Source organism: Rhizobacter sp. P5_C2, from assembly GCF_054049715.1.
In genome coordinates this window covers 1-21,664 of sequence record NZ_JBFULV010000103.1, presented here as the reverse complement: position 1 = coordinate 21,664, position 21,664 = coordinate 1, and the positions used below count along the sequence as shown (strand labels likewise).

The following is a 21,664-nucleotide window of genomic DNA, read 5'->3' as shown; positions in this document are numbered from 1 at the left end:
GTTCGGGCGTGGGCGGTGGGGCCGGCGTCGCCACCGCGGCCAGCCGCAGTGCGTGGCGCTCGCCGTCGAGCGGCGCGAGCGCGGCGCCGAAGCGGCGGCCGTCGTTCAGCGTGACCGTTTCCGGCAGCGTCGCCGCCGATGCCCCGGCGGCGAGCGCGTCCGCCACCGCGGCCACGAACGATTCGCCGAGCAGCGGCCCGAGCTGCGCCAGCTGCCGTGCCGGCTCGCCGGCGATCAGCCGCAGCGCGGCGGTGTTCGCGAAGACGACACGCGCCGTGCGGTCCAGCACCAGCACGGCGTCGGACAGCACGTCGAGGAGTTGGCGCAAGGCCTGGGGATCGAACATCAAATGACCCCTGTCATGCTGAGTTGCCTCTGCAAGCGAGAAACCAGGTCGGCCAGCTCGTCCCGATCCAGTCGATTCTTCTTCAAGAAGGCCTTCCACTGGGTTTGCTTCGTGGGGTCGGCGGAGAAAGTGTCGCTCAATCCCACGGGCAACGCGGTGGGCATCGCCATCTTCCGGCGCTCGAACGTGGCTTCGATCGCTCGGCGCAACTCGTCCGGATCGAGTTCGCTTCCCTGCAGAAGCACGTCCAGGTCGAAGTAGTCTTTCATCCGCGTGTTCGTCATACCCAGCAGGCAGATCGCATGGAATTTCTCCGCAACGACCGTGTATTTCGGATAGGCACGCAGGTGCGGCGCCGGCAGGTCATCGAGCAGGACGGGGTAGCGGACCTCCTCGGGCGCGGGTGTCACGGCGTCGCCGAAGCCGACGTCGACCTGCAGCGCGATGCGTGCGCCGTCCAGCCGGGCTGGAATGTCGACGCGCACGCCACCGTACCCGGTTGACTTGCGAATCTCGGAGCCTTTGATCGCTGTGACATCGAACACGAGGCCGTCGTCGAACTCGATGCCACAGATCTCCCGGAAATTCGCCACGAGCGAACCGATGTCACTCGGGCCGAACGACAACAGGTCGGCATCGCGCGTGGGGCGGTGCGGATGGTCATACCAGAGCGAGAACAGGAGGGCACCCTTCAACAGGAAGTTGGACCCATGCCTCGAGATCGACAACCTGTACAGCAGGCGCTCAAGGCCATAGCGCGTCAGCGTGAGATTGAAGTCTTCCTTCGCCGCATCGGCATGCTGCTTCAGGCGAGCGCGAACAGAGGCCGCCACGTTTCGGCTCATGTGGCGACGCTCTCGAGATAAGGGCGCATCACGTTGGCGACACGGTCGATGTTCGCGTAGTGCCAGATGGCGTCCATCGTCAGCTTGCGTTGCGACCATCCATCGCGCAGCGCCTCGAGCGCGACGTCGATGCCGATCTTGTTCCGGTGCTTGAAGCAATCGGCAACGGTCTTCGCGGGATTGAAGACAGGCACCTTCACGCCATCGACCATGATGCGGTCCACGCCTTCGGTGAAAGCCTGCCCCGACATGCGCACGACGCGCAACGCCGGCTGATCGAGGCGGGGTGTCGGCGAGTGATGGGGAATGGCAACCCAGACTTCGAAGGGTGCCTGGGTGCCGATGCCATGCATGCGCAGCGCGGACAGCAGGCAGACGACACCCTGCGGCACGCGCAGGCTGACTTCGGCCAGCGACCGGTGCTCGCTGAGTTTGCGCGCCGGCAGGCTGTAGACGCCGCGGGCGATTCGTTCAAGCTTTCCGGCAGCGACCAGCCGGCTCAGAACCACGGTGGGCACCGCGTGCTCGGCCAGGTCACGGGCACGCAGCAGGGGACGCTGCTTGGCAAGCTTGAGAACAGCCTGCTCGTGAGTGGAAGAAGAGAGCGAGGGCGGCGGCATCGTCCGCCAGTATGTTGCAATATTTATGCAAAAGTCAATGTTTGCATATATTTCGGAACAACTGGTCCCCGCCGCTTCCTCATCGCCTCCCCGTCACCGTTCAGTCGATTTGCGTCGCCGACGTCAACGCGCCGAGCACCGCCCGGTTGATCTCGCTGACGCTCAGCATCAGCGTGTCGGCGGCGGTGCGGAAGTCGTACAGCGATTCATGCTCCACCGCGCGCACCAGGTCGAAGTACGGCTGGTAGGGGCCGCTGCCGTTGACCAGCGCCTGGTAGACGCGCTCGGGCACCGGAATCGTCTTCATCAGGTCGGCGAACGGCTGCTTGAACATGCGGTCGAGCAGCGAGAACACGCCGCAGATGAACATTTCATTGCGCATCTCCTCGTCGCCCGACGAGCGCACCAGCTCTTCCATCAGCAGCCCGCGGCGCACCGCCGCGAACATCACCGGCTTCATGTTGACGTCCTTGCCGGCGGTGGCCAGCAGCAGCGCCAGCCAGCGCTTCAGGCGCTGGTAGCCGAGCATCATGATCGCGTGGCGGAACGAGCTGATCTCGACCCGCAGCCCGAAGGCCGGCGAGTTGATGTAGCGCATCAGCTTGAACGCGAGCGACGGGTCGCGCTTCAGCGTGTTTTCGAGCTTCTCGATCGGGTCCTGCGCGTCCACGCGCTGGATCAGCTCGACGATCACCTGCAGGTCGATCTGCACCGCCGACTTGCCCTTGGCCTGCGCCTCGTGGATGGCATCGTCGATCGGCCAGCCCAGCACCGCGGCGGCGCCGCGCGAGAAGCTGCCTTCCATGTCGGCCAGCGTGCGCACGCCCGACTGCACGTGCGCGATGTTGCGCGTGACCCCGGCCGGCGCCACGTTGCCGGCTTCATTGATGCGGCGGTCGTCGGCCAGGTCGATCAGCGAGAACTTGAAACAGGGCAGCAGCTCGCGCGGCAGCTCCTTCATCGGCCGGCCCTTCAGCAACAGCGTGTTGCCGGCCCGGTGCAGCGCCTGCAGCGACTCGACGTTGGCCGCGTCGCAAGCCATGAAGGCCGGGATCTCGATCATCAGGTTGGCCGACGGGCTCGCGCCCATCAGGTCCTGCAGCAGGCTTTCGCTGACGATGTTCAGCGAGGCCCGGCCGCCATCGGCCGGCCACACGCCGCCCACGGCGTGCAGCAACTGGGCGACATCGGGTTTCAGCTCGGGGCGCAGCGGGTAGATCGTCAGGCGGGTGGCCGTCACGGCGCGGCTGCGGTCGATGAACGGCGAATAGCCGAGGGCGACCTGCCCGAGTGTGGCGTTGTCAGTCACGCGGAATCTCCAGGGAAAGTGTGCAGGCGATGGCGACGGGGTTTCAGCCGCTCAGATAGTTGAACAGCGACAGCTTTTGAACCATCGTGTACGCCTTGAGCGAGGCATCGTACCCGGTCTGCTGGTTCGCGAAGTCCGAAATTGCGCTCGTCATGTCCAGGTCTTCGGCATCGGACCGCGCCGTCTTGCTCGACAGCTTCAGCGAGTCGAGCCGGCCGGTGACGCCGTCGATGCGGTTCAGCGTCTCGCCGACACGGGTGCGCGCTCCCGAGAGGGTGGCCATCACCTGGTCGAGGTTGGCCAGGTTGTCCGCATTCGACTGCGCGATCTGCGTGCCGCTGCGCAGCGGCGTCTTCAGGTCGGCGATGGCCTTGTCGAGCGTGTCGAACACGGTCTGGCCGGTGCTCGACGGCGAGATCGTGAACTCGTCCAGGTCGGCCGGGTTGCCGGCGATGTTGGCCGACATGCCGTCGATCTGGATCGCCTGGCCCGGTTTGAACGGCATGCCGACCTGGGCGGTCGGCGCACCGTCCTGCAGGATCGAATAGGTGGTGGCGCCGCCGGTGACGCTGAACTGGATGCTGTAGGTCGAGCCGGTCAGCGCCGACGGGTTGGTGACGCGGCCGCTGTCGATCCACGCGGTGCCGGTCGCGGTGACGGCCTGGGTGTCGAACACGCCGTTGCCGGAGCGGGCCTGCATCCAGATCTGGTCGCCGTTGCTGGTGATCGGCAGCGCTTCGGTGGAGGCCACCTCGGCTTCGCCGTCGCCGCCCTGGTAGACCACGCCGCCGGCCGCATCGAGGAACGGCGCCTGGCCGGCGCCCTGCCCGCCGAACAGGTAGGTGCCGGCGCCGTCGGCCCGGTTCGCCACCGCCATCAGCTGCTTGCGCAGTTCGCTGATCTTGTCGGACAGGCCCTTGCGTTCGGCGTCGGTGTAGGTCGCGTTGCCGGCGGCGATCAGCGTCTCGCGCACCTGCTGCAGCAGGTCGGTCGCGTCGCCGAGCGCGCTTTCGGTCAGCGTCATCGCGTTCTTGCTGGCATCGACCGCGCGCTGGCCGGCGACGGCCCGGTTCTCGGCCGCCAGCGCCCGCTCGGCACGCGCCGCCGCGGCCGGGTCGTCGCTCGCGCGGTTGACGCGCTTGCCGGTGGTGAGCTGCTCCTGGGCCGCGCTCAGGTCGTCCTGGCGCTTCATCAGCTGCTGGAGCGAGGCGTCGTAGGAGTTGGAAGTGCTGATGCGCATGATGTCGGGGTCCCGGGTCAGCCTGCAGCGGTCTGCAGCAGGGTGTCGAACACTTGCTGGGCGACCTGCAGCATCTTGGCTGCGGCCTGGTAGCTCTGCTGGTACTGGATCAGCTTGGCGGCCTCTTCGTCGAGGTTGACGCCCGACTTGTTGGCGCGCGCCGATTCGGCCTGCGAGGCGGCCGAGTCGGAGATGCTCGCCGCGGTCTGCGCGCTCTGCACGCGCACGCCGATGTCCGACAGCGCACTCGCGTACGCGTCGGTGATGGTCTTGCCCGGCGTCACCGTGCCGTTGGCCGCCGTGCTGCCGCCGACGATGCCCTTGGTGCCGATGCCGACGAAGGCCAGCGCATTGCCGTTGTTCGCCTCGGTCGACGTGGTCGGCTTCACCGCCACCGTGTCGCCGCTCTTCGGCACGCCGTTCAGTTTCAGCTCGAAGCCGTTCAGCGCGATCGGCGTGCCGGCCGTCCAGGTGCCGGTGCCGGTCGACACCTGCGCACCCGTCGAGTCGAGCAGTTCCCAGTTGTAGTCGCCGGTGTCGGACGTGAAGCTGACGTTCGCCGTCAGCGTGCGGTCCAGCGAGGTGCTCACCGCGGCCAGCGACGCGAGCGTCGCCGTGCCCTTGTTGGTCGCCGCGAAGGTCGAGGTCACCGGCGACGCGGCGGCGATGCCGTTCGGATCGCTCAGCACCGCGCGCATGTCCTTGGCCGCATTGCCCACCGGCTGCAGCAGCGTGCGGTCGCCGGCCGCCGAGGCGCCGGCGGTCATCTGGATCGTCATGCCGTCGACCGTGACGCCGGCGGCCATCTGGGCCGCGCTGAACGGGCTGCCGACCGCCGCGGTGTTGTCCGAGAGCCGGGTCAGCGAGTAGTTGGTGCCRTCGAACTGCAGCTCGTAGTCGCTCGCCTGCACCTGCGTGGTGTCGGTCAGCGTGACGCCGAAGGCCGCATCGCCGACGTTGCTCGCGGCCGGCAGCGAGCGCGGCGCGCCCACCGCGTACAGCGGCGAGCCGTTGCGGGCCGGCTTGCCCATGTCGAGGCCGAGCGATTGTTGTTGGTTGACCGCGCCGCTGATCGCCGCGGCCATCTGGCCGAGCAGGTTGCGCGCGTCGACCAGGTCGTCGTTCTGGAAGCGCAGCATGCCGGAGATCGAGCCGTCGGACAGCGCATCCTGCGGGATCATCGACGACAGGCCGCTGCCCACGCTGATGCCGAGCTGCACCTTCGACGGGTCGTACGGGTCGGCCACCGTCGTCAGCTTGTTCGCGTTGGCGCCCAGCACCAGCGCCTGGCCGCCGCCGACGAACACGCCGACGCTGCCGTTGTCGGCCTTGATCGTCGTCACGCCGATGAAGCCGCTGATCTGGCTGATCAGGTTGTCGCGCTTGTCCAGCAGGTCGTTCGGCGGCTGGCCGGTGCCGTTCAGCGCCTGGATCTGCTCGTTCAGCTTGCCCACCTGCTGGGCCAGGCTGTTGACGGTGTCGACCGAGCTCTTGATGTCCTGCGTGATGCCGGTCTGGATGCTCTGCAGCTGGTCGCCGGCGGCCGCGAACTTGTCGGCCAGTTCCTTTGCGCGGGCGATCACCACCTGGCGCGCCGACGCATCGGCGGGCTGGTTCGCGACGTCGACGAAGGCGTTCAGCAGCTGGCCGGCCGAGTAGCCGACGCCCGAGGCGCCGGTGCCGAACACCGCTTCGATCTGCTTCAGCTGCTCGGCACGCGCCGCATCGCCGGCCGCCGTCGCCTTGGTGGCCGAGGCCTGCGTCGTCAGGAAGCTGTTGTACGAGCGGATGACCGAGCTCACGTTGACGCCCTTGCCGAAGAAGCCGGCACCGGTGAACTGGCCCTTCGCGGTCTCCAGCACCACCTGCTGCCGCGAGTAGCCCTCGGTGTTGGCGTTCGCGATGTTGTTGCCGGTGGCCTGCAGCGCTGCGTAGTTGGCGAACATCGCCCGCGTGCCGATGCCCAGGAGTGCGGAGGAACTCATGCGTCTTGTCCTTCGCTCACGCGGTGGCGCGCTGCAGGCGCAGCGTCGTGTTGATCATGTTGGTCAGCTTCTTCGCGTACTCGGGGTCGGTCGCGTAGCCCGCGCGCTGCAGGCCGTGCGCGAAGCCCTGGGCCGAGCTGCCGGCCGCCACCACCTTCGAGTAGCGCGGGTTGTCCTTCATCAGCTTCGCGTAGTCCTTGAACGACTCCTCGTAGCTGGCGTAGGCGCGGAACTTGGCCTGCACCTTGTGCGGCTGGCCGTTGACGACCTCGGTGGTCGTGACGGTGGTCGTCGGGCCGGTCCAGTCCTTGCCGGCCTTGATGCCGAACAGGTTGAACGAGCTGCTGCCGTCGGCGTTCCTGATTTCGTGCCGGCCCCAGCCGGATTCATGCGCCGCCTGCGCGACCATGAAGGTCGCCGGGATGCCGGTCTCGGCCTCGGCCGCCTTCGCGGCACTGTCGTGCAGCTTCAGGAAGCCGACCTGGCGCTCCTTGCCCTGCAGCGCGGCCGGCAGCGGCGCGGTGCCGGTCTGGCCGGTGGCGGCCACCGTCTGCGCCGAGGCCGCGTCCTTGGCCATGTTGGCCAGCGGCTCGCCGAGCTGGCGCTCCAGGTGCTTCGCGATCATCTCCGACAACCCGCCCGGGCGGCCGCTCAGCGATTGCGCGAGCTGCGTGTCCAGCAGCTCGGTGCCCATCTGCGTGCCGGAGTTCTCCAGCATCCCCGAACTGAGCGTCGCCTGCCGCATGCTCTTCATCAGCTGCTGCATGAAGATGCCCTCGAACTGCTTCGCGGTCTCCTTGATCGCGGCCTTCGGGTCCTTCGAGGCGGCATAGCGCAGCGCGTCGACACCCTTGGTGTCGCTCGCCAGGCTCTGGCTCTGCAGGCCGGGTTGGGTCGGGTTGATCGCCATCAGATCACCTCGAGTTCAGCGTTGAGGGCACCGGCGCTTTTCATCGCCTGCAGGATCGCCAGCAGGTCCATCGGCGTCGCGCCGAGCGCGCTCAGCGCCTTCACCACGTCGGCCAGCTTCGCGCTCGCCGGCAGCTGGATCAGTGCGCCGGCCTCCTGCTTGATCGTGATGTCGGCCTTCTCCTTCGCAACGGTGCTGCCGCCGCTGGAGAACGGCGTTGGCTGGCTGATCACCGGCGTCGTGCTGATCGTCACCGACAGGTTGCCGTGCGCGACCGCGCAGGCGCTGAGCGTGACGGTCTGGTTCATCACCACCGAGCCGGTGCGCGCATTGATCACCACCTTGGCGGCCGGCGCGGCCAATTCCACCGGCAGGTTCTCGATGTCGGCCAGGAAGCCCACGCGCGCATCGGGCGAGGCCGGCATGCGCACGCGCACGACGCGGCCGTCGATCGCGTGCGCGGTGTCGGCGCCCATCTTCGCGTTGATCGTGCGCGCCACTTCGCGTGCGGTGCTGAAGTCGCTGGCGTTCAGGTCGAGCTGCAGGAATTCGCCCTGGTTCAGCGGCGTGGCCACCGCGCGTTCGACCGTCGCGCCCTCGGGCACGCGGCCGGCACTCAGGTGGTTGATCTGCACCTTGGAGCCGGCCGCCGAGGCGCCGGCGCCGCCGACGATCAGGTTGCCCTGCGCGAGCGCGTAGATCTGGCCGTCGGCGCCTTTCAGCGGCGTCGCGATCAGCGTGCCGCCGCGCAGCGACTTGGCATTGCCCATCGACGAGACGTTGATGTCGATCGTCTGGCCGGGCTGCGCGAACGGCGGCAACTGCGCCGTCACCATCACCGCGGCGACGTTCTTGACCTGCATCGTGGTGCCTGGCGGCACGGTGACGCCCATCTGCTGCAGCAGCGCGTTCAGGCTCTGCTGCGTGAAGGGGGTGGAGGTGGTCTGGTCGCCGGTGCCGTCGAGGCCGACGACGAGGCCGTAGCCGACCAGCTGGTTGGCGCGCACGCCTTGCACGGCGGCGACTTCCTTGATGCGGGCCGCCTGCGAGGGCATCGGCCACCACAGTGCCGCGCTGGACGCGACGACCGTCAGGCTGATCAGCAGCCGCAGGAGCTTTTCGGTGACGGTGGTGTGGTTGGTTTGCATATCGGCTTCATCGCAGGATGAAACCGATTCTGAGCAAACTTAAATGGGCAGAACGTTCAAAAAGAACCGCCCGAGCCAGCCTATTCCGTTCGCATCGGCCTGCGCGCCACGGCCGCGGTGCTCGATGCGCACGTTGGCGATCTGCGCCGACGCGACGCTGTTGCCCGGCTGGATCGCCCGCGGGTCGACCTGGCCCGAGAAACGCAGCACGTCGACGTTCTGGTTCACGCCGATCTGCTTCTCGCCGGCCACCACCAGGTGCCCGTTCGACAGGACTTCCGTCACGGTCGCGGTGATGATGCCGGAGAAGTCGTTGGTGTTCTCGGTGCTGCCCTTGCCGGCGAAGGTGTTCGACGAGTTGCCGGCGGCATTCGAGCGCAGCAGCGCATTCGGGTTCACCAGCGGCAGCGCGCTGACGCCGGCGGCGACGGCGCCGCTCTTGTCGATCGTGCTGGTGCTCTTCTGGCTGGCCGAGACTTTTTCCACGATCTGCACCGTCAGCGTGTCGCCGACGAGCCGGGCGCGGTAGTCCTCGAACAACGGCCGGTACTGGCCCGACTGGAAGATCGAGCCGTTGTTGACCGACGGTGCCGCGATCGCCTCCGGACGCGCGCGCGTCGGCTCGGCCACGTCGACCTTGGGCAGCGGATAGAGCGTGCTGCAGCCGGCGAGCAGGGCCGGCGCGGCCAGGAGGGCAAGTCTCTTCATGACGGTCTTTACAGTTGGCTCAGTTTCTGGAGCATCTGGTCGGAGGTGGTGATGGCCTTCGAGTTCAGCTCGTAGGCGCGCTGGGTCTGGATCATCGAGACCAGCTCCTCGACCGGGTTGACGTTGGACGTCTCGACGAAGCCCTGCTGCACCAAGCCCAGGCCGTTCAGCCCCGGCGTGCCGGCGCTCGGCGTGCCGGACGCCGCCGTCTCGGTGAACAGGTTCTGCCCCTTGGGCTCGAGGCCGGCCGGGTTGATGAAGTTGGTCAGCTGCATCTGGCCGACGGTCTGCGGCGCCGACTGGCCCGGCAGCGTCACCGTGACGGTGCCGTCGTTGCCGATGCTCACGCTCTGCGCGTTGGCCGGGATCGTGATGCCGGGCTGCACGGTGTAGCCGTTGTTCGTCACCAGCTTGCCGGTCGCGTCGACCTGGAACGAGCCGTCGCGGGTGTACGCGTTGGTGCCGTCGGGCATCTGGATCTCGAAGAAGCCGCTGCCGCGCACCGCCACGTCCAGCGTGTTGCCGCTCTGCTGCAGGTTGCCCTGGCTGAAGCTGCGCGAGGTCGCGACCGCGCGCGTGCCCAGCCCGACCTGGTAGCCGGTGGGCAGCGTGGTCTGCTCGCTGCTGTTGGAGCCGGCCTGGCGCAGGTTCTGGTACATCAGGTCCTCGAACACCACGTGCGACTTCTTGTAGCCGTTGGTGGCCGAGTTGGCGAGGTTGTGCGAGATGGCGTCCAGCTGGGCCTGCTGGGCCTCCATGCCGGACTTGGCCGTCCACAGTGAATTCAACATGGTGGGGTTCCTTCAGGTTCGGTGGAGGTCAATTCATCGACAGCAGCTGCGCGGCGGCTTTCTCGTCGCCCTCCGCGGTCTGCAGCATCTTCATTTGCGATTCGAACTGGCGCGCCGCGGCGATCATCGACACCATGGTCTCGATCGGGCTGACGTTCGAGCCTTCGAGCGCGCCGTCCTGCACGCGGGCATTCGGGTCGGCCTGCAGGTCGCCGCCGGCAGAGCGGAACAGGCCGTCGGTGCCGCGTTCGAGCGGCGTGTCTTCGGTGGCGGTCACCAGCTTCAGCTTGCCGACCGCGGTGATCTTGCCGTCGATGCCCTTGGCGCTGACGGTGCCGTCGGCGCCGATCGAGATCTCGGTGTTGGCCGGCACCTGGATCGGGCCGCCGTCGCCGAGCGCCGGCAGGCCGCTGCGCGTGGTCAGCGTGCCGTCGGCGCTGATGTCGAGCGAGCCGCCGCGGGTGTAGCCCTCGGTGCCGTCGAGTGCCTGCACCGACAGCCAGCTGTTGCCCTTCACCGCCACGTCGAGGTTGCGGCCGGTGGCCGTGACCGGGCCCGGCGTCGCGTCGTAGCCGGGCGTGGTCTCGAGCGCATAGACGCGGGTGCTGGCGCCACTGCCCAGCACCGGCACCGCGCGGAACGCCGCCAGCTCGGACTTGAAGCCCGGCGTGGACGCGTTCGCGAGGTTGTGCGACAGCGTGTCCTGGCGCTGCATCATGGCCTTCGCGCCCGACATCGACAGGTAGATCATGCGGTCCATGGCAGCTCCTCAGCTCGCTGGGTGGTTCGCGTGTCGATCAGCGCAGGTTGACCAGCGTCTGCAACACCTGGTCCTGCGTCTTGATGGTCTGCGCGTTGGCCTGGTAGGTGCGTTGCGCGGTCATCATGTTGACGAGCTCGGCGGTCAGGTCGACGTTCGATTCCTCGAGCGCGCCCGACTGCAGCACGCCCATGTTGCCTTCCGACGGAACGCCCAGGATCGGGTCGCCCGACTCGTAGCTGCGCATCCAGTTGTTGCCGCCCATCGGCTTCAGGCCTTGCGCGTTGCGGAAGTTCGCGAGCTCCATCTGGCCGGCCGGCTTGGACTGGCCGTTCGAGTAGGTCGCCATCACGATGCCGTTGTCCTCGATCGACAGGCCCGACAGCTGGCCCGGCGCGTAGCCGTCCTGCTTCAGGTCGGTCACGCCGAAGCCGGCGCCGTACTGCGTCGCGCTGCCCAGGTTGAGCTGCACGCCGGGGATCGCCAGCGTCTCGGCACCGGCGGCGTTCGTGGTCGCCGGGATGTCGAGCGTCACCGCGCCCACCGGGGCGGTCGGGTTGCCGCCGTTGGTCGGGAACTGCAGCGTCGTGACCGGGGCCGGGTCGCCGGCGCCGTCGACCGCCAGCGAGGTGCCGTTGGCCGTCACGTAGACGTTCCACTGGTCGGTGCCGGCCTTCTGGAAGTAGTAGGTCAGCGCGACGTCCTGGCCCTTCGCGTCGTAGACGGTCAGCGAGGTCGCGTTGTTGTAGGTCTTCGCGTCCGTCAGGTTGATCTGCGGCGTGGTCGCCGGCAGCGTGGTGGCGGCACGCGAATCGAGGTTCATCTCGAGCGTGATTTCCTTCGTCGCGGCCGGGTCGATGCCGGCGGTGGGCAGTTGCAGCGGCACGGCCTGGCCGGGCTGGATGGTGCCGGTGCCGTCGGCCTTGTAGCCCATCAGCTTGAGCCCGCCGTTGCTGACGATGAAGCCGTCCTTGTTGACCTGGAACTGGCCGTTGCGCGAGTACACCGTGGTGCCGTTGTCGTTCAGCTGGAAGAAACCCGAGCCGTTGATCGCGACGTCGAGCGAGCTCTCGGTGGTGGTGATGCTGCCCTGCGTGAACTGCTGCGTCACCGCCGCCAGGTTCACGCCGATGCCGATGTTGTTGGCACCCGAGCCGTTCATCGCGGCGGCGTACATGTCGCCGAACTCGGCGCGCGAGGCCTTGGCGCCGAAGGTGTTGGCGTTGGCGACGTTGTTGCCGATGACTTCGAGGTTCTTGCTCGAAGCGTTCAGACCGGAGAGACCTTGCTGGAAGCCCATGGTGGTGTCCTTCTTAGTTGAATGCCTTGACCTGGTCGTAGGTGACGCCGCCGGCCTTCTCGAGGTCCAGCACCAGGGTGTTGTTGGCCGTGCTGATCGCGTTGACCTTGTCACGCATCAGTGCGGTGCTCTTGAGGGTGTTGGCCCCGCTCATCGCGGTCACCTTGAAGGTGATGCCGCTGGTGTTGTCGTAGGCGCCGGCGTCCCACTCGAAGGTGTTCATCCCGCTGCTCTGCGCGCCGAGGTTCAGCGTCTGCAGCGTCTGGCCGGCGGCGTTCTGCACCTCGACCTTCACGTTGTCGGCGGCCGCATCGATCTGGAAGCCGCCCGTGCCGACCTTGTCGGCGATGTCCATCTTGTTGCCCGGCACGATCACCTCGCGGCCGACCAGCGAGGCGCCCTGCACCGCCTGCATCTGCAGGAACTGGGTCGACAGGCCGCCGACCGTGCCGTTCAGCTTCTCGATGCCGCTGACGGTGTTGATCTGCGCGATCTGGCTGGTGACCTGCGCGTTGTCCATCGGGTTCAGCGGGTCCTGGTTCTGCATCTGCGCGACCAGCAGCTTCAGGAAGCGCTCCGAGCTTTCGGCCGCGGTGGTGGCGCTGGTGTCGGTGGACGACTTCGTGTTCAGCGCGGCGTAGTTGTTGGTGACGGTGTCGACGGCCATGGGGTGCTTTCGTGGTCAGGCAGGCTCACTGGCCCATCTGCAGTGTTTTCATCAGCAAGGTCTTGGCGGTGTTCATTACCTCGACGTTGTTCTGGTACGAGCGCGAGGCCGAGATCATGTTGACCATCTCCTCGACCGCGTTGACGTTGCTGTACGTGACGTAGCCCTCGGCATCGGCCTGCGGGTGCTTCGGGTCGTGCACCTTGCGGCCGGGGGTCTGGTCCTCGGTGATCGTGCTCACCTTCACGCCGGCCGCCGCGGGGCCGCCGGGTTGGCCGAGCTGGCCCATCATTTCGGTCTGGAACGTGACCTGCCGCGCCTTGTAGGCCTGGCCATCGGGGCCGGCCACGGTGTCGACGTTGGCGAGGTTCGACGCCACCACGTTCAGGCGCTGCGACTGCGCGCTGACCGCGCTGCCGGAGACATTGAAGATCTGGAACATGCTCATCATTGCCCCTTGATCGCTTCGAGCATCGTGCGCACGTTGGCGTTGATGAAGCGCAGCGTCGCTTCGTAGTGCACCGAGTTGTCGGCGAAGTTGGCGCGCTCGCGGTCCATGTCGACCGTGTTGCGGTCGAGGTTGGTCTGGCTGGGGGTCGCGTACAGCAGGTTCGATTCGGCGCGCGCGCCGGTCAGGCCGCTGTCGATGCCGATGTGGCCGGCCTGCGTGGTGGTCGGCACGGCCGCGCTCTGCTGGCTGCCGGTGGCTTCGCGCAGCGCCTGGGCGAAGTTCATGTCGCGGGCGACGTAGCCCGGCGTGTCGGCGTTCGCGATGTTGCTGGCGATCAGACGCTGGCGCTCCGAGCGCAGCGCAAGCGCCGAGCCTTGGAAGTCGAGCGAGTTGGTCAGGGTGTTCAGCATGGCGGCGTTTCCTTTCGGTCCGTGGCCTCGGTGGGTGCCGAGGCCATGGGCGATGTGAAAGGATTGTGGGCAGCGCCTTCTGAAACATAAGCGGGAATAGCGGCCGGTTTGTCCGCCATTTCGGACGCTTGCCCACGGCAGCACGCTCCTACAGTCGAGACGTGAACAAAGCCCCTGCCCTTGTTGCCTTCATCGCTTTCGTCGCCTGCGTGGCGATGGGCGGCGCCGCCTTTGCGGCCGGGGCGGCAGCGCCCGCTGCGTCATCACCGTTGGAACAGCAGGCGCTCAGCTTCGTGCAGGCCCAGCTCGGCAACAACCCGGCGCTGCCGGGCCGTGTCGAGGTCGTCGCCGGACCGATGGATGCGCGCTTGCGCCTCGCGCCCTGCCAGCAGGTCCAGGCTTATCTGACGCCGAACACCCGGCTTTGGGGCAAGACCCGGGTCGGGCTGCGCTGCACCCAGGGTGCGACGCCGTGGAACATCTACCTGCCGGTGACCGTCAAGGTCTGGGGCAAGGCGCTGGTCATGAACCAGGCGATGCCGGGCGGCCAGGTGCTGGCGGCCGGCGATGTCCGGGAGACCGAGGTCGACCTCGCCGAAGAGGCCAGCCCGGCGCTGACGGACGCCTCGGCGCTGGTCGGGCGCGTGCTGGCCCGCTCGGTGTCGGTCGGCCAGGGCGTGCGCCAGGCCACGCTGAAGGCCCGGCAATGGTTCGCCCCGGGCGACACCGTGCGCATCCGGGCCGTCGGCGACGGCTACGCAGTGGCGGGCTCGGGCGAAGCAGTGACCGCTGGCATCGAGGGCCAGCCGGCGCGCGTGCGCACCGAAAGCGGCCGTCTCGTGACGGGTGTCGCGGTCGCGGAACACCAGTTGGAACTCGCATTGTGAAAAACCGTCCCAGGGTCAACAATTCGGGCGATAGCCCTCAAGTCGCCAACGGGCGGGCCGATACACCGTGCATGTTGAAAGGCCGGGCCCAGTGTCCCGACCCAAGGAGTCCTTCATGAGCATCAAGATCGGCAATCACGCAGAAGCTGCGGCCCCCACCCAGGCGGTCGGCAGCACCACGCAAAAGCAAGGGACGACCGCCAAGCCCACCGAACAGGCCACCCCGGCTGTCGGCGCCGCGGCCCCCGAAGCCAGCACCACCGTTTCGCTGTCGAGCGCGGCGTCGTCGCTGACCGGCGCGGGTTCGGCCTCGGCCGATTTCGACGCCGACAAGGTCAAGCGCATTTCCGACGCGATCGACAACGGCAGCTTCAAGGTCAATCCGGAAGCCATCGCCGACAAGCTGATCGCCAACGCCCGGGAAGTGCTGGGCCACTGATCGTTCAGCGGTTCGGCTTTCTGTCTCGGTCTCTGTCTCGATTTCTTCAACGGCCCCTGGCCACCCGTTCGTCATGCAGCAGCCGGTGATTCCCGCGTACGAAACCTCGCCCGAACTCGAGGCCACCCTCGGCGCGGTCGAGACGCAACTCGCCTCATTGGGCGAGGCGCTTCGCACGCGCGACAGCGCGGCGATCGACCTGCATGCGACCGAACTGCACCGCTCGCTGGCGCGCGCGGTCGATCATTTCACCCGCGCGGCCCGCAGCGGCCCGGTGCCCACCCCGTTGCGCGAGCGCCTGGCGCTGGCCGGCGGCCTGGTGGCGGCACAGCGCGAATCGCTGGCGCGTGCCACTGCGGCGCTCGATCGCGCGATCGACGTGCTGATGCCGCGCGAGCGGCCGGCGGCGGTGTATTCCGCGAACGGCCCTGCCGACCGCGGCAGCCGCGGGTTCGTCCAGGCCTGATTCATGTTCAGCGCGCCTTGAACGGCGCCTGATACAGCCACACCGGCCGCCCATCCGGGCAGATGTGCCGTGCCACCGGGCGCAGTTCCTGCGCCTCGAACTCCAGACTCGCCATCCACGCCCCCGGGCGCATCTCCGTCTGCGCCTTCGCGACGGCGCGCGGCATGCTCTCCGGCCGCTGGAACAGGTAGACCAGCTCGTAGCCGGACCAATCGGCCTTCCAGATGTCGCCGCGCACCACGCGCGCCGGGATGCGCCGCAGCCGGCAGCGCAGGCCGCACAGCAGCCTGACGGGCCAGCTCCATTCGATGCCGTCGAGCAGCGCCCGCGGATACGCCGCGTGCAACTCCCGCATCCCGTCGCCCAGCCCGCAGCCGGCATCGAGCACGCGTGCGCCATCGGGCAGCGGCAGGAGCGCCGACAGCCCACGCAGCGCACCGCGCGGCGTCGGGAAGACCGGCGCATCGCGCCAGGCGTGAACGGGGTAGAGGGCAAGCAGCGCGCCCATCGGCAGCAGCCACGCCCAGGCGGGCAATGCCCCGGCGAGGCCTGACGCCAGCAACGACAGCGGGAAACCGAGTGCGACGAAGATCCGGCGCCAGCGCGTGGCCGCCACGATCGGCAGCAGTGCGAGCAAACCGCCGAGCGCGGTGGCCAGCAGCAGCGCGACGCCGAGCGGCACGGCCGCGCGCTGCAGCCCGAGGAAGAGCGCCCAGGCCAAGGCCCAGGCGAGCAGAGCGGGCAGCGGCCAGATCATGCGGCGAACTCTCCTTCGTGAAGGCAGGACGATACCAAGCCGTCGAAACCGAGGCGCTCATCGAGTCCCCGCCCTCTGAACAAACGAACCTTGCGTGGATCGATTTCGCTCGGGATGTCACTCACCTGATCTCCAGCGGATTCAGCTTGTTCAATCAGACGTTTGGTCACTGCCGAGATCCAGGCAAAGGGAGATTGAAATGCAGATTCCCTCGTTCAATCTTCAGCCAGGAACCAGGCCATGTTTCGTTGTTTCAAGTCGCCCCGCTCACGCACAGTCGCCAAAGATGATGAAAAACAAGCGCAGGCGCCAATTCATTCGCGCAAAAATGAAAAATTGAAACGCGAGGCAGCGCTCACGGTCAGGACAGCCTTCGAAACCAGCACATCCAGCGAGACCGATGGCACCCAGAGTCAACGATCCGCAACGGTGAAAGCTGCTTCGGCCATTGCCGCCCCCATCAGCCAGGTCATCAACGGTGCCACTGTAAAAATCCTGGACAAACTCATCGCTGAGCAGCCAGAGGAACAGGATCCCGTCAATTTCATCAAATCGGTTCAGCAGCTGTCAGAAGATGAATTCACTGCATTGCTCGAATACTCGGGGAAAAAGTTGTCACCCGACGTTTCCGGTTCTTCCCCGATAGATCGCAGGAAGGGGGATTTTCTGCGCCAGATCTTGCCGAAAGGCAAGCAGATTTATCGCCTGCCAATCACCGCCACCTATCTTCACTATCTCCTCTTGAGGGATTCATCTCTTGAGCTGAGCGCCGAGAGAATCGGCCCCCTCAGCAGGGGAGATCTCACTGCAGTATCCAATTTCATGCGTGATCTGGAGAAGCGCATGCACCCGATCAAGCTGAATCTGGGAGGGCAGAAAAATTTGGGCGATCGCGAGGCGAAATCAATTTGCGAATCGCTGAGCCATGCCCGCCACAGAGACGTCGAACTCAATCTCAGCAACACCGGGTTGAGCCGGCAGGATCGCGTGGCGTTTGAGAGTCTTCTTGCGCTCGACATCACAAGAATAATGCTGGAAGGCAACGGCTTGACAGATCAGGATTGGCTCTGGAAGGCCATTTACAGCAAAACCAGCCTTCATCCCAAGCACATATACCTGGGAAGCATGAGTTTAGACGGCGACACCAAGGAAAATATCGACCGACTCAACGGCGAGAAATGCCGGGTTCACGTCGACAAGCAATAGATCAGAAGTTGAACGCCACCCGCACCCCACCCCAATGCCGCCCCTGCACCGTGATCGGTGCGGCGGCTTCCTTCAGCAGCACGAATTGCCCGCCGCCCATGTCGCGGCGGTAGGTCTGCAGCAGGAACGGGCGCTGGTTGCGCGCGGAAGCGAGCCCGGTGCGGTCGTTGAAGATGCGGCGGTAGCGGCTGTTGACCGTGTCCCAGGCCAGGTCGCCGCGCTGCGGGTGGCAGTACTTCTTGTTGTGCGTCGCCACGTAGCCGTTGCGGTCGACCGCGATGCAGAACACCACCTTCGGGCTCAGCGTCAGCACGCGCTCCTGCACCTGCGGGAACAGCCTGTCCGCCAGCTCGATGAACTTGGTCGCGTGCTGCGCCGGGTTGGTGCCCGGCAGCGGCCTGTAGGCTTCGTCGAACAGGTCGGCCGGCGAGATCGTGCGGGTGCGCAGCGAATCCTCGAGCAGCTTGCCGATCTGCGCGGCCGCTTCCATCGCGGCCTGGATGAACGGCGTGTCTTCGGTCTCGATGCCGCATTCGGCCACCAGCTCGATCAGGTGCTCCGACACCTTCAAAAAGGCCTCGCTGCGGCGCATCGCGTTGTCGAGCGCCGCGGTGGTCTGCTGGATCTCCGACTGCATCACGCCCATCTGCAGGTTGACGCCGCCGCAGATCTCGCGGCTTTGCGTCGCCGCGGCAGTGATGCTCGCGACCCCGGCCTCCACATCGGCCAGCGCCTTGTGGAAACCGCCTTGACTGATTTCGCCCGGCTTGGCCTGGATCTCGCGCGACAAGGCCCCGATGCGCGTGTCGAGCACGCCCACGGTGCTCATGATCGCCTTCGACGACCCCTCGACCTTCGAGGCCAGGTCCTTCACCGCATCGGCCACCACGCCGAAACCGCGCCCGGCCTCGCCGGCGCGCTTGGCCTCGACCGAGGCGTTGAACGCCACCAGCCGCGTCTGCAGCGCGATCTGCGTGATCTCGCTGGCGGCCGCGGCCACCTCGCGCAGCGTGTCGACGATGCCGGCCACCTCGGTGCCGACCGCTTCGACCGCCTCACGCGCACGCCCGACCGCATCGAGGCTGCCGGCCGTGACATCGCCGATCGCCTGCTGCGCCCGCGTGACCTCGCTCAGCTGGCTGACCAGCGCGACGACGGCCTGCGCCTGGCGGGCCGACACCTTGCTGGCGTCGTCGAGCAGCCCGCGCACCTCGGCCGCATCACGGCCGACGCTGGACGCCTGCTTGCCGATCGACTGCACCGCGGCCCGCAGGTCGGGCTCGCCGGCTGCTGCAGTCACGACGGGCTCGATCGGCTCGTTGGGCGACTGCTCGCGTCCCTTCCTGAACATTGCAAACATGGTGTCTCGGTCTCGGTGATCACCACTCGCGCAGCTTGACGCGCAAGCGGGCGATGGACTGGCTGTGTAGCTGGCAGACGCGCGATTCGGTCACCTTCAGCACGGCCGCGATTTCCTTCAGGTTCATGTCGTGCTCGTAGTACATGCTCATCACGTACTGCTCGCGCTCCGGCAACGTCTTGATGCCGTCGACCAGGGCCTGGCGCATGCGCTGGTCCTGCAGCTGCGCAAGCGGGTTGATCCCTTCGTCGGCCACGTGCCGGTCGAGGAAATCATTGTCGCCATCGTCGCCCGACATGTCCTCCAGGTAAACCAGCTGGGTGCCGCGCACCTTGCCAAGGAGTTCCTGGTATTCGGGCAGCGTGATGCCCATCTCGCGGGCGATCTCGCTTTCGGCAGGCGCGCGGCCGAGCTTCTGCTCGAGCTTGTGCACCGCCGATTCGATGGTGCGCTGCTGCTTGCGCGTGCCGCGCGACAGGTAGTCGTTGCCGCGCAGCTCGTCGAGCATCGCGCCGCGGATGCGCTGCGTCGCGAAGGTCTCGAACTGCACGCCCTGCGCCGCGTCGAAGCGGCTCAGCGCGTCGGTCAGCCCGATCATGCCGACCTGGATCAGGTCGTCGATCTCGACGTTGGCAGGCAGCTTCGCGATCATCTGGTGAGCGAGGCGCCGCACCAGCGAGCTGTACTGCTTGAGCATCGAGTTAACGTCGAGTTGGCCTTTGGCGGTATACATGGGGTCAGCTCCGGGGGAATTCAGTTCAGGGCCTGCTGCGCGAAATCGCGACGCACCGGAAAGCCGGTGGCATAGGCAACTTCAGCGGCGGCAGGCTGCAGCACGTCACGGGCCCAGCGGCGCAGGGCCGGGGTGGGCGGGTCGTTGACGTCGGACGCGGGATCGACGTGCATCCAGTCGCGCAGCACGGCGCCCAGGAAGCCATCGGCACAGGAAGCGATCTGCTGCGCGATGCGTTCGGCGCGCGGCGAATGGGGGGCGGCGCCGAGCAGCAGGTCGTGCACCATCAGGCCGGCGCGCTGCGTCAGCAGCTTCATCGCGGCGTAGGCATGGGTCACGCTGGCCGGGCGGTCGTCGGCCAGCAGCAGCGGGCGGGCCTCGCTGCGCATGAACAGCCGGCACAGGTCGGTCTCGGTGGCATGCACCAGCACCACGTCGGCATGCGGCGCGGCATCGGCTGCGGCCTGCAGGAAGTTGGCGGTGCTGCCGTGCGCATCCACATAGCGGATCGGCAGGCCGCGCGCGGCGAGGTACGACACCTGGTGCGACAGCGGCTCGACGCAACCGGTCAGGCCGACGGCCGTCAGCTCGGCCGGGGCCGGCGCGCGGTCCGAGGCGTCGATCACCAGCACGTGCGCGCCGAGCTCGCCGAAGGCGGTGCACAGGCGCTCCAGCATCACGCCGCCGAACGCCATGTTCGGGTTGGCCACCACCGGCACGAAACGCACGCGCGTCTGGCCGAACAGCTGGCGCAGGCCGTGGGCCTGGTCTTGCGGGAACGAGGAGTCGAAGGCGTCGTGCATGGGGCGCTGAGGACGAGGCTAGGGGGGCTGTTCGTGTTTGATCGAACGATCGATCAGGCGTGCAGCGAGCCGCGCGTGCGCAGCGCCGGCTGGCGCGCCGTGAAGATCAGGTTCACGTCGTCGGCATCCATGCGGTAGGCGGTGCCGGTGTTGGCCCGCAGTGCGCGATGCACCAGCGCGTGGGCCGACAGGCGGTGCCAGTCTTCGGGGACGCGCTGGCCGTTGGCGACGCCGACGACCTTCAGCTTGTGGCGGATCAGCGCGTCGAGCGCCGGGGCCAGCTTGACGGCTTCGTCGAGCTTCGAGAGCACGATGCCTTTGCAGGCGGCGGCGCGGTACGACACCATCACGTCCTCGATGGTCTCGCCCTGTGCCGCGGCGTTGACGACCAGCAGCTTCTGGATCGAGCGGTGGGCCAGCATGTCGAGCAGCTCGCGGGTGCGGCTGTCGCGCTGCGCCATGCCGGCGGTGTCGATCAGCACCATCTTCTTGGCCGCCAGCAGTTCCAGCAGGTCTTCGAGCGAGGCGCGGTCGTGCGCGGTGTGCACCGGCACGCCGAGGATGCGGCCATAGGCGCGCAGTTGTTCGTGGGCGCCGACGCGGTAGGCGTCGAGCGTGATCAGGCCGAGGTTGGCGGCACCGTGCTTGGTGGCGAAGGCGGCAGCGATCTTGGCGGCGCTGGTCGTCTTGCCGACGCCGGTGGAGCCGATCAGCGCGTAGACGCCGCCCTGGTCTTCGAGCGCGGCGTCGTTCTCGCCGGTGATCAGGTTGCGCTCGAGGATGTTGGCGGCCCACGCGGTCTCGTCGCTCACGTCGTTCGGCAGGCTCTCGGCCAGCTTGCGGATCAGCGCCGGCGAGAAGCCGGTGTCGAGCAGCTTCTGGATCAGCATCGCCTGGGCGGGCTGGCGCTGCAGCTTCTCCATGAAGGCCAGCGCGCCGAAGCGCTCTTCGATCAGGCCCTTCATCGAGCGCAGCTCGTTCATCATGTCCTGCTGGTCGCGGCGGGCGGAGGCGTTGCCGTTGGCGCGGGCATCGGCGAGCGAGACAACCGGCGCGGCGGGCACCGGAGCGGGGGTGTGTTGCTGGGCACGCGCATCGGCCAGGGCCTGTGCATGCGCTTGAGCCTGGGCATGCGCCTGGGCGGCCGCGGCGGCGGCCTGTTGTTGCTGCACGCGGATTTCCTCGCGCAGCACCGGCGGTTCGCGCAGCGCTGGGCTGCGGCCACCGACGGCCTGCATCGGCGCATGCTGCGCCGGTGCCGGGTGCATCGCCTGCCGTTCGGCCAGGCGCTGTTCGAGCGCGGTCGGCAGCGACGGCTCGTCGTCGGGCATGAAGCTGGGTTCGTTGTCGCGGCCATGCTGCAGGGCGGCCTGGCGGCGCTTGAGCATGCGCTCACGCACGTAGTCCTGGAACGACAGCGTGCTCATCGACAGGCGTGCGACGTCGTCGCTGACTTCCATCGCGGGGGCCGGTGCCGGTTGCGGGGCCGGTGCCGGGCGGGCGGGCTGGGCGCGGGGCGCGGC

Annotated in this window: 25 protein-coding genes; 4 read left to right on the top strand and 21 right to left on the bottom strand. The window is 67.5% G+C overall.

Translation table 11 applies throughout. From position 1 onward, the window contains the following. The 15 genes from ACXJLU_RS27090 to flgB all read right to left on the bottom strand — a co-directional run. A partial coding sequence (locus ACXJLU_RS27090; RefSeq protein ID WP_457336347.1) for a PAS domain-containing protein occupies positions 1-346 on the bottom strand: 346 nt, incomplete at its 3' end. Beyond that, positions 346-1,191 (bottom strand): nucleotidyl transferase AbiEii/AbiGii toxin family protein, encoded by an 846-nt coding sequence (locus ACXJLU_RS27085; RefSeq protein WP_457336345.1) that lies wholly within the window; start codon positions 1,189-1,191, stop codon positions 346-348. The genes ACXJLU_RS27085 and ACXJLU_RS27090, both read right to left, overlap by 1 nt. Continuing rightward, positions 1,188-1,811, bottom strand: coding sequence for a type IV toxin-antitoxin system AbiEi family antitoxin domain-containing protein (locus ACXJLU_RS27080; RefSeq protein WP_457336343.1), 624 nt, complete (start codon positions 1,809-1,811; stop codon positions 1,188-1,190). The genes ACXJLU_RS27085 and ACXJLU_RS27080 overlap by 4 nt, the downstream gene beginning before the upstream one ends. A 100-nt stretch (positions 1,812-1,911) precedes the next feature. Then, positions 1,912-3,120: an EAL and HDOD domain-containing protein gene (locus ACXJLU_RS27075; protein ID WP_457336341.1), complete on the bottom strand. Its 1,209-nt coding sequence runs from the start codon at positions 3,118-3,120 to the stop codon at positions 1,912-1,914. A gap of 43 nt (positions 3,121-3,163) precedes the next feature. Further along, entirely contained in the window at positions 3,164-4,360 is a 1,197-nt protein-coding gene (gene flgL, locus ACXJLU_RS27070) for a flagellar hook-associated protein FlgL (protein WP_457336339.1), read from the bottom strand. A gap of 17 nt (positions 4,361-4,377) precedes the next feature. Next, entirely contained in the window at positions 4,378-6,345 is a 1,968-nt protein-coding gene (flgK, locus tag ACXJLU_RS27065; protein ID WP_457336337.1) for a flagellar hook-associated protein FlgK, read from the bottom strand. Between the two features lie 16 nt (positions 6,346-6,361). Next, positions 6,362-7,255 (bottom strand): flagellar assembly peptidoglycan hydrolase FlgJ, encoded by an 894-nt coding sequence (gene flgJ / locus ACXJLU_RS27060; protein ID WP_457336335.1) that lies wholly within the window; start codon positions 7,253-7,255, stop codon positions 6,362-6,364. Further along, positions 7,255-8,403, bottom strand: a complete 1,149-nt coding sequence (locus ACXJLU_RS27055; protein WP_457336333.1) for a flagellar basal body P-ring protein FlgI — start codon at positions 8,401-8,403, stop codon at positions 7,255-7,257. The genes flgJ and ACXJLU_RS27055 overlap by 1 nt, the downstream gene beginning before the upstream one ends. A gap of 39 nt (positions 8,404-8,442) precedes the next feature. After that, positions 8,443-9,111: a flagellar basal body L-ring protein FlgH gene (locus ACXJLU_RS27050; protein WP_457336331.1), complete on the bottom strand. Its 669-nt coding sequence runs from the start codon at positions 9,109-9,111 to the stop codon at positions 8,443-8,445. A gap of 8 nt (positions 9,112-9,119) precedes the next feature. Continuing rightward, complete coding sequence (flgG, locus tag ACXJLU_RS27045) at positions 9,120-9,902, bottom strand: flagellar basal-body rod protein FlgG (protein ID WP_073468395.1); 783 nt, start codon at positions 9,900-9,902, stop codon at positions 9,120-9,122. Positions 9,903-9,930: 28 nt separating this feature from the next. After that, entirely contained in the window at positions 9,931-10,662 is a 732-nt protein-coding gene (flgF, locus tag ACXJLU_RS27040; protein ID WP_457336329.1) for a flagellar basal-body rod protein FlgF, read from the bottom strand. Positions 10,663-10,699: 37 nt separating this feature from the next. Then, positions 10,700-11,962, bottom strand: coding sequence for a flagellar hook protein FlgE (gene flgE / locus ACXJLU_RS27035; protein WP_457336327.1), 1,263 nt, complete (start codon positions 11,960-11,962; stop codon positions 10,700-10,702). A 13-nt stretch (positions 11,963-11,975) separates the two neighbouring features. Then, entirely contained in the window at positions 11,976-12,629 is a 654-nt protein-coding gene (locus ACXJLU_RS27030; protein WP_457336325.1) for a flagellar hook assembly protein FlgD, read from the bottom strand. A 25-nt stretch (positions 12,630-12,654) separates the two neighbouring features. Then, positions 12,655-13,077, bottom strand: a complete 423-nt coding sequence (flgC, locus tag ACXJLU_RS27025) for a flagellar basal body rod protein FlgC (protein ID WP_073468391.1) — start codon at positions 13,075-13,077, stop codon at positions 12,655-12,657. Continuing rightward, positions 13,077-13,490 carry a flagellar basal body rod protein FlgB gene (gene flgB / locus ACXJLU_RS27020; protein ID WP_073468390.1) on the bottom strand — a complete coding sequence of 138 codons (414 nt, stop codon included), beginning with the start codon at positions 13,488-13,490 and terminating at the stop codon, positions 13,077-13,079. Before flgB ends, flgC begins: the two co-directional genes overlap by 1 nt. Before the next feature lie 161 nt (positions 13,491-13,651). Between flgB and flgA the strand changes: the two genes are divergently transcribed. From flgA to ACXJLU_RS27005, 3 genes are all read left to right on the top strand, one after another. Next, the gene (flgA, locus tag ACXJLU_RS27015; protein WP_457336323.1) at positions 13,652-14,377 is read left to right on the top strand and encodes a flagellar basal body P-ring formation chaperone FlgA; all 726 of its coding nucleotides are present in this window, start codon (positions 13,652-13,654) and stop codon (positions 14,375-14,377) included. 115 nt (positions 14,378-14,492) lie between these two features. Beyond that, positions 14,493-14,816, top strand: coding sequence for a flagellar biosynthesis anti-sigma factor FlgM (gene flgM, locus ACXJLU_RS27010; RefSeq protein ID WP_235002634.1), 324 nt, complete (start codon positions 14,493-14,495; stop codon positions 14,814-14,816). 73 nt (positions 14,817-14,889) lie between these two features. Beyond that, positions 14,890-15,282: a hypothetical protein gene (locus tag ACXJLU_RS27005; protein ID WP_073468388.1), complete on the top strand. Its 393-nt coding sequence runs from the start codon at positions 14,890-14,892 to the stop codon at positions 15,280-15,282. Positions 15,283-15,289: 7 nt separating this feature from the next. On the opposite strand, the gene ACXJLU_RS27000 is transcribed toward ACXJLU_RS27005, so the two are convergent. After that, positions 15,290-16,039 (bottom strand): class I SAM-dependent methyltransferase, encoded by a 750-nt coding sequence (locus tag ACXJLU_RS27000; protein WP_457336321.1) that lies wholly within the window; start codon positions 16,037-16,039, stop codon positions 15,290-15,292. Further along, positions 16,036-16,209 (bottom strand): hypothetical protein, encoded by a 174-nt coding sequence (locus tag ACXJLU_RS26995; protein ID WP_457336319.1) that lies wholly within the window; start codon positions 16,207-16,209, stop codon positions 16,036-16,038. The genes ACXJLU_RS27000 and ACXJLU_RS26995 overlap by 4 nt, the downstream gene beginning before the upstream one ends. 70 nt (positions 16,210-16,279) lie before the next feature. Here ACXJLU_RS26995 and ACXJLU_RS26990 point away from each other — a divergent pair, with 70 nt between their 5' ends. Continuing rightward, a complete protein-coding gene (locus ACXJLU_RS26990) occupies positions 16,280-17,245 on the top strand; it encodes a hypothetical protein (protein WP_457336317.1) in 966 nt (321 codons plus the stop codon). A 1-nt stretch (position 17,246) separates the two neighbouring features. Here ACXJLU_RS26990 and ACXJLU_RS26985 read toward each other — a convergent pair whose 3' ends face one another. From ACXJLU_RS26985 to flhF, 4 genes are all read right to left on the bottom strand, one after another. Then, positions 17,247-18,605, bottom strand: coding sequence for a methyl-accepting chemotaxis protein (locus ACXJLU_RS26985; RefSeq protein WP_457336315.1), 1,359 nt, complete (start codon positions 18,603-18,605; stop codon positions 17,247-17,249). A 19-nt stretch (positions 18,606-18,624) separates the two neighbouring features. Next, positions 18,625-19,338, bottom strand: a complete 714-nt coding sequence (locus tag ACXJLU_RS26980) for an RNA polymerase sigma factor FliA (RefSeq protein ID WP_056802489.1) — start codon at positions 19,336-19,338, stop codon at positions 18,625-18,627. Positions 19,339-19,358: 20 nt separating this feature from the next. Then, positions 19,359-20,141 (bottom strand): MinD/ParA family ATP-binding protein, encoded by a 783-nt coding sequence (locus ACXJLU_RS26975; protein WP_457336313.1) that lies wholly within the window; start codon positions 20,139-20,141, stop codon positions 19,359-19,361. 53 nt (positions 20,142-20,194) lie between these two features. Beyond that, on the bottom strand, positions 20,195-21,664 hold a 1,470-nt coding region (flhF, locus tag ACXJLU_RS26970; RefSeq protein WP_457336311.1), incomplete at its 5' end, for a flagellar biosynthesis GTPase FlhF.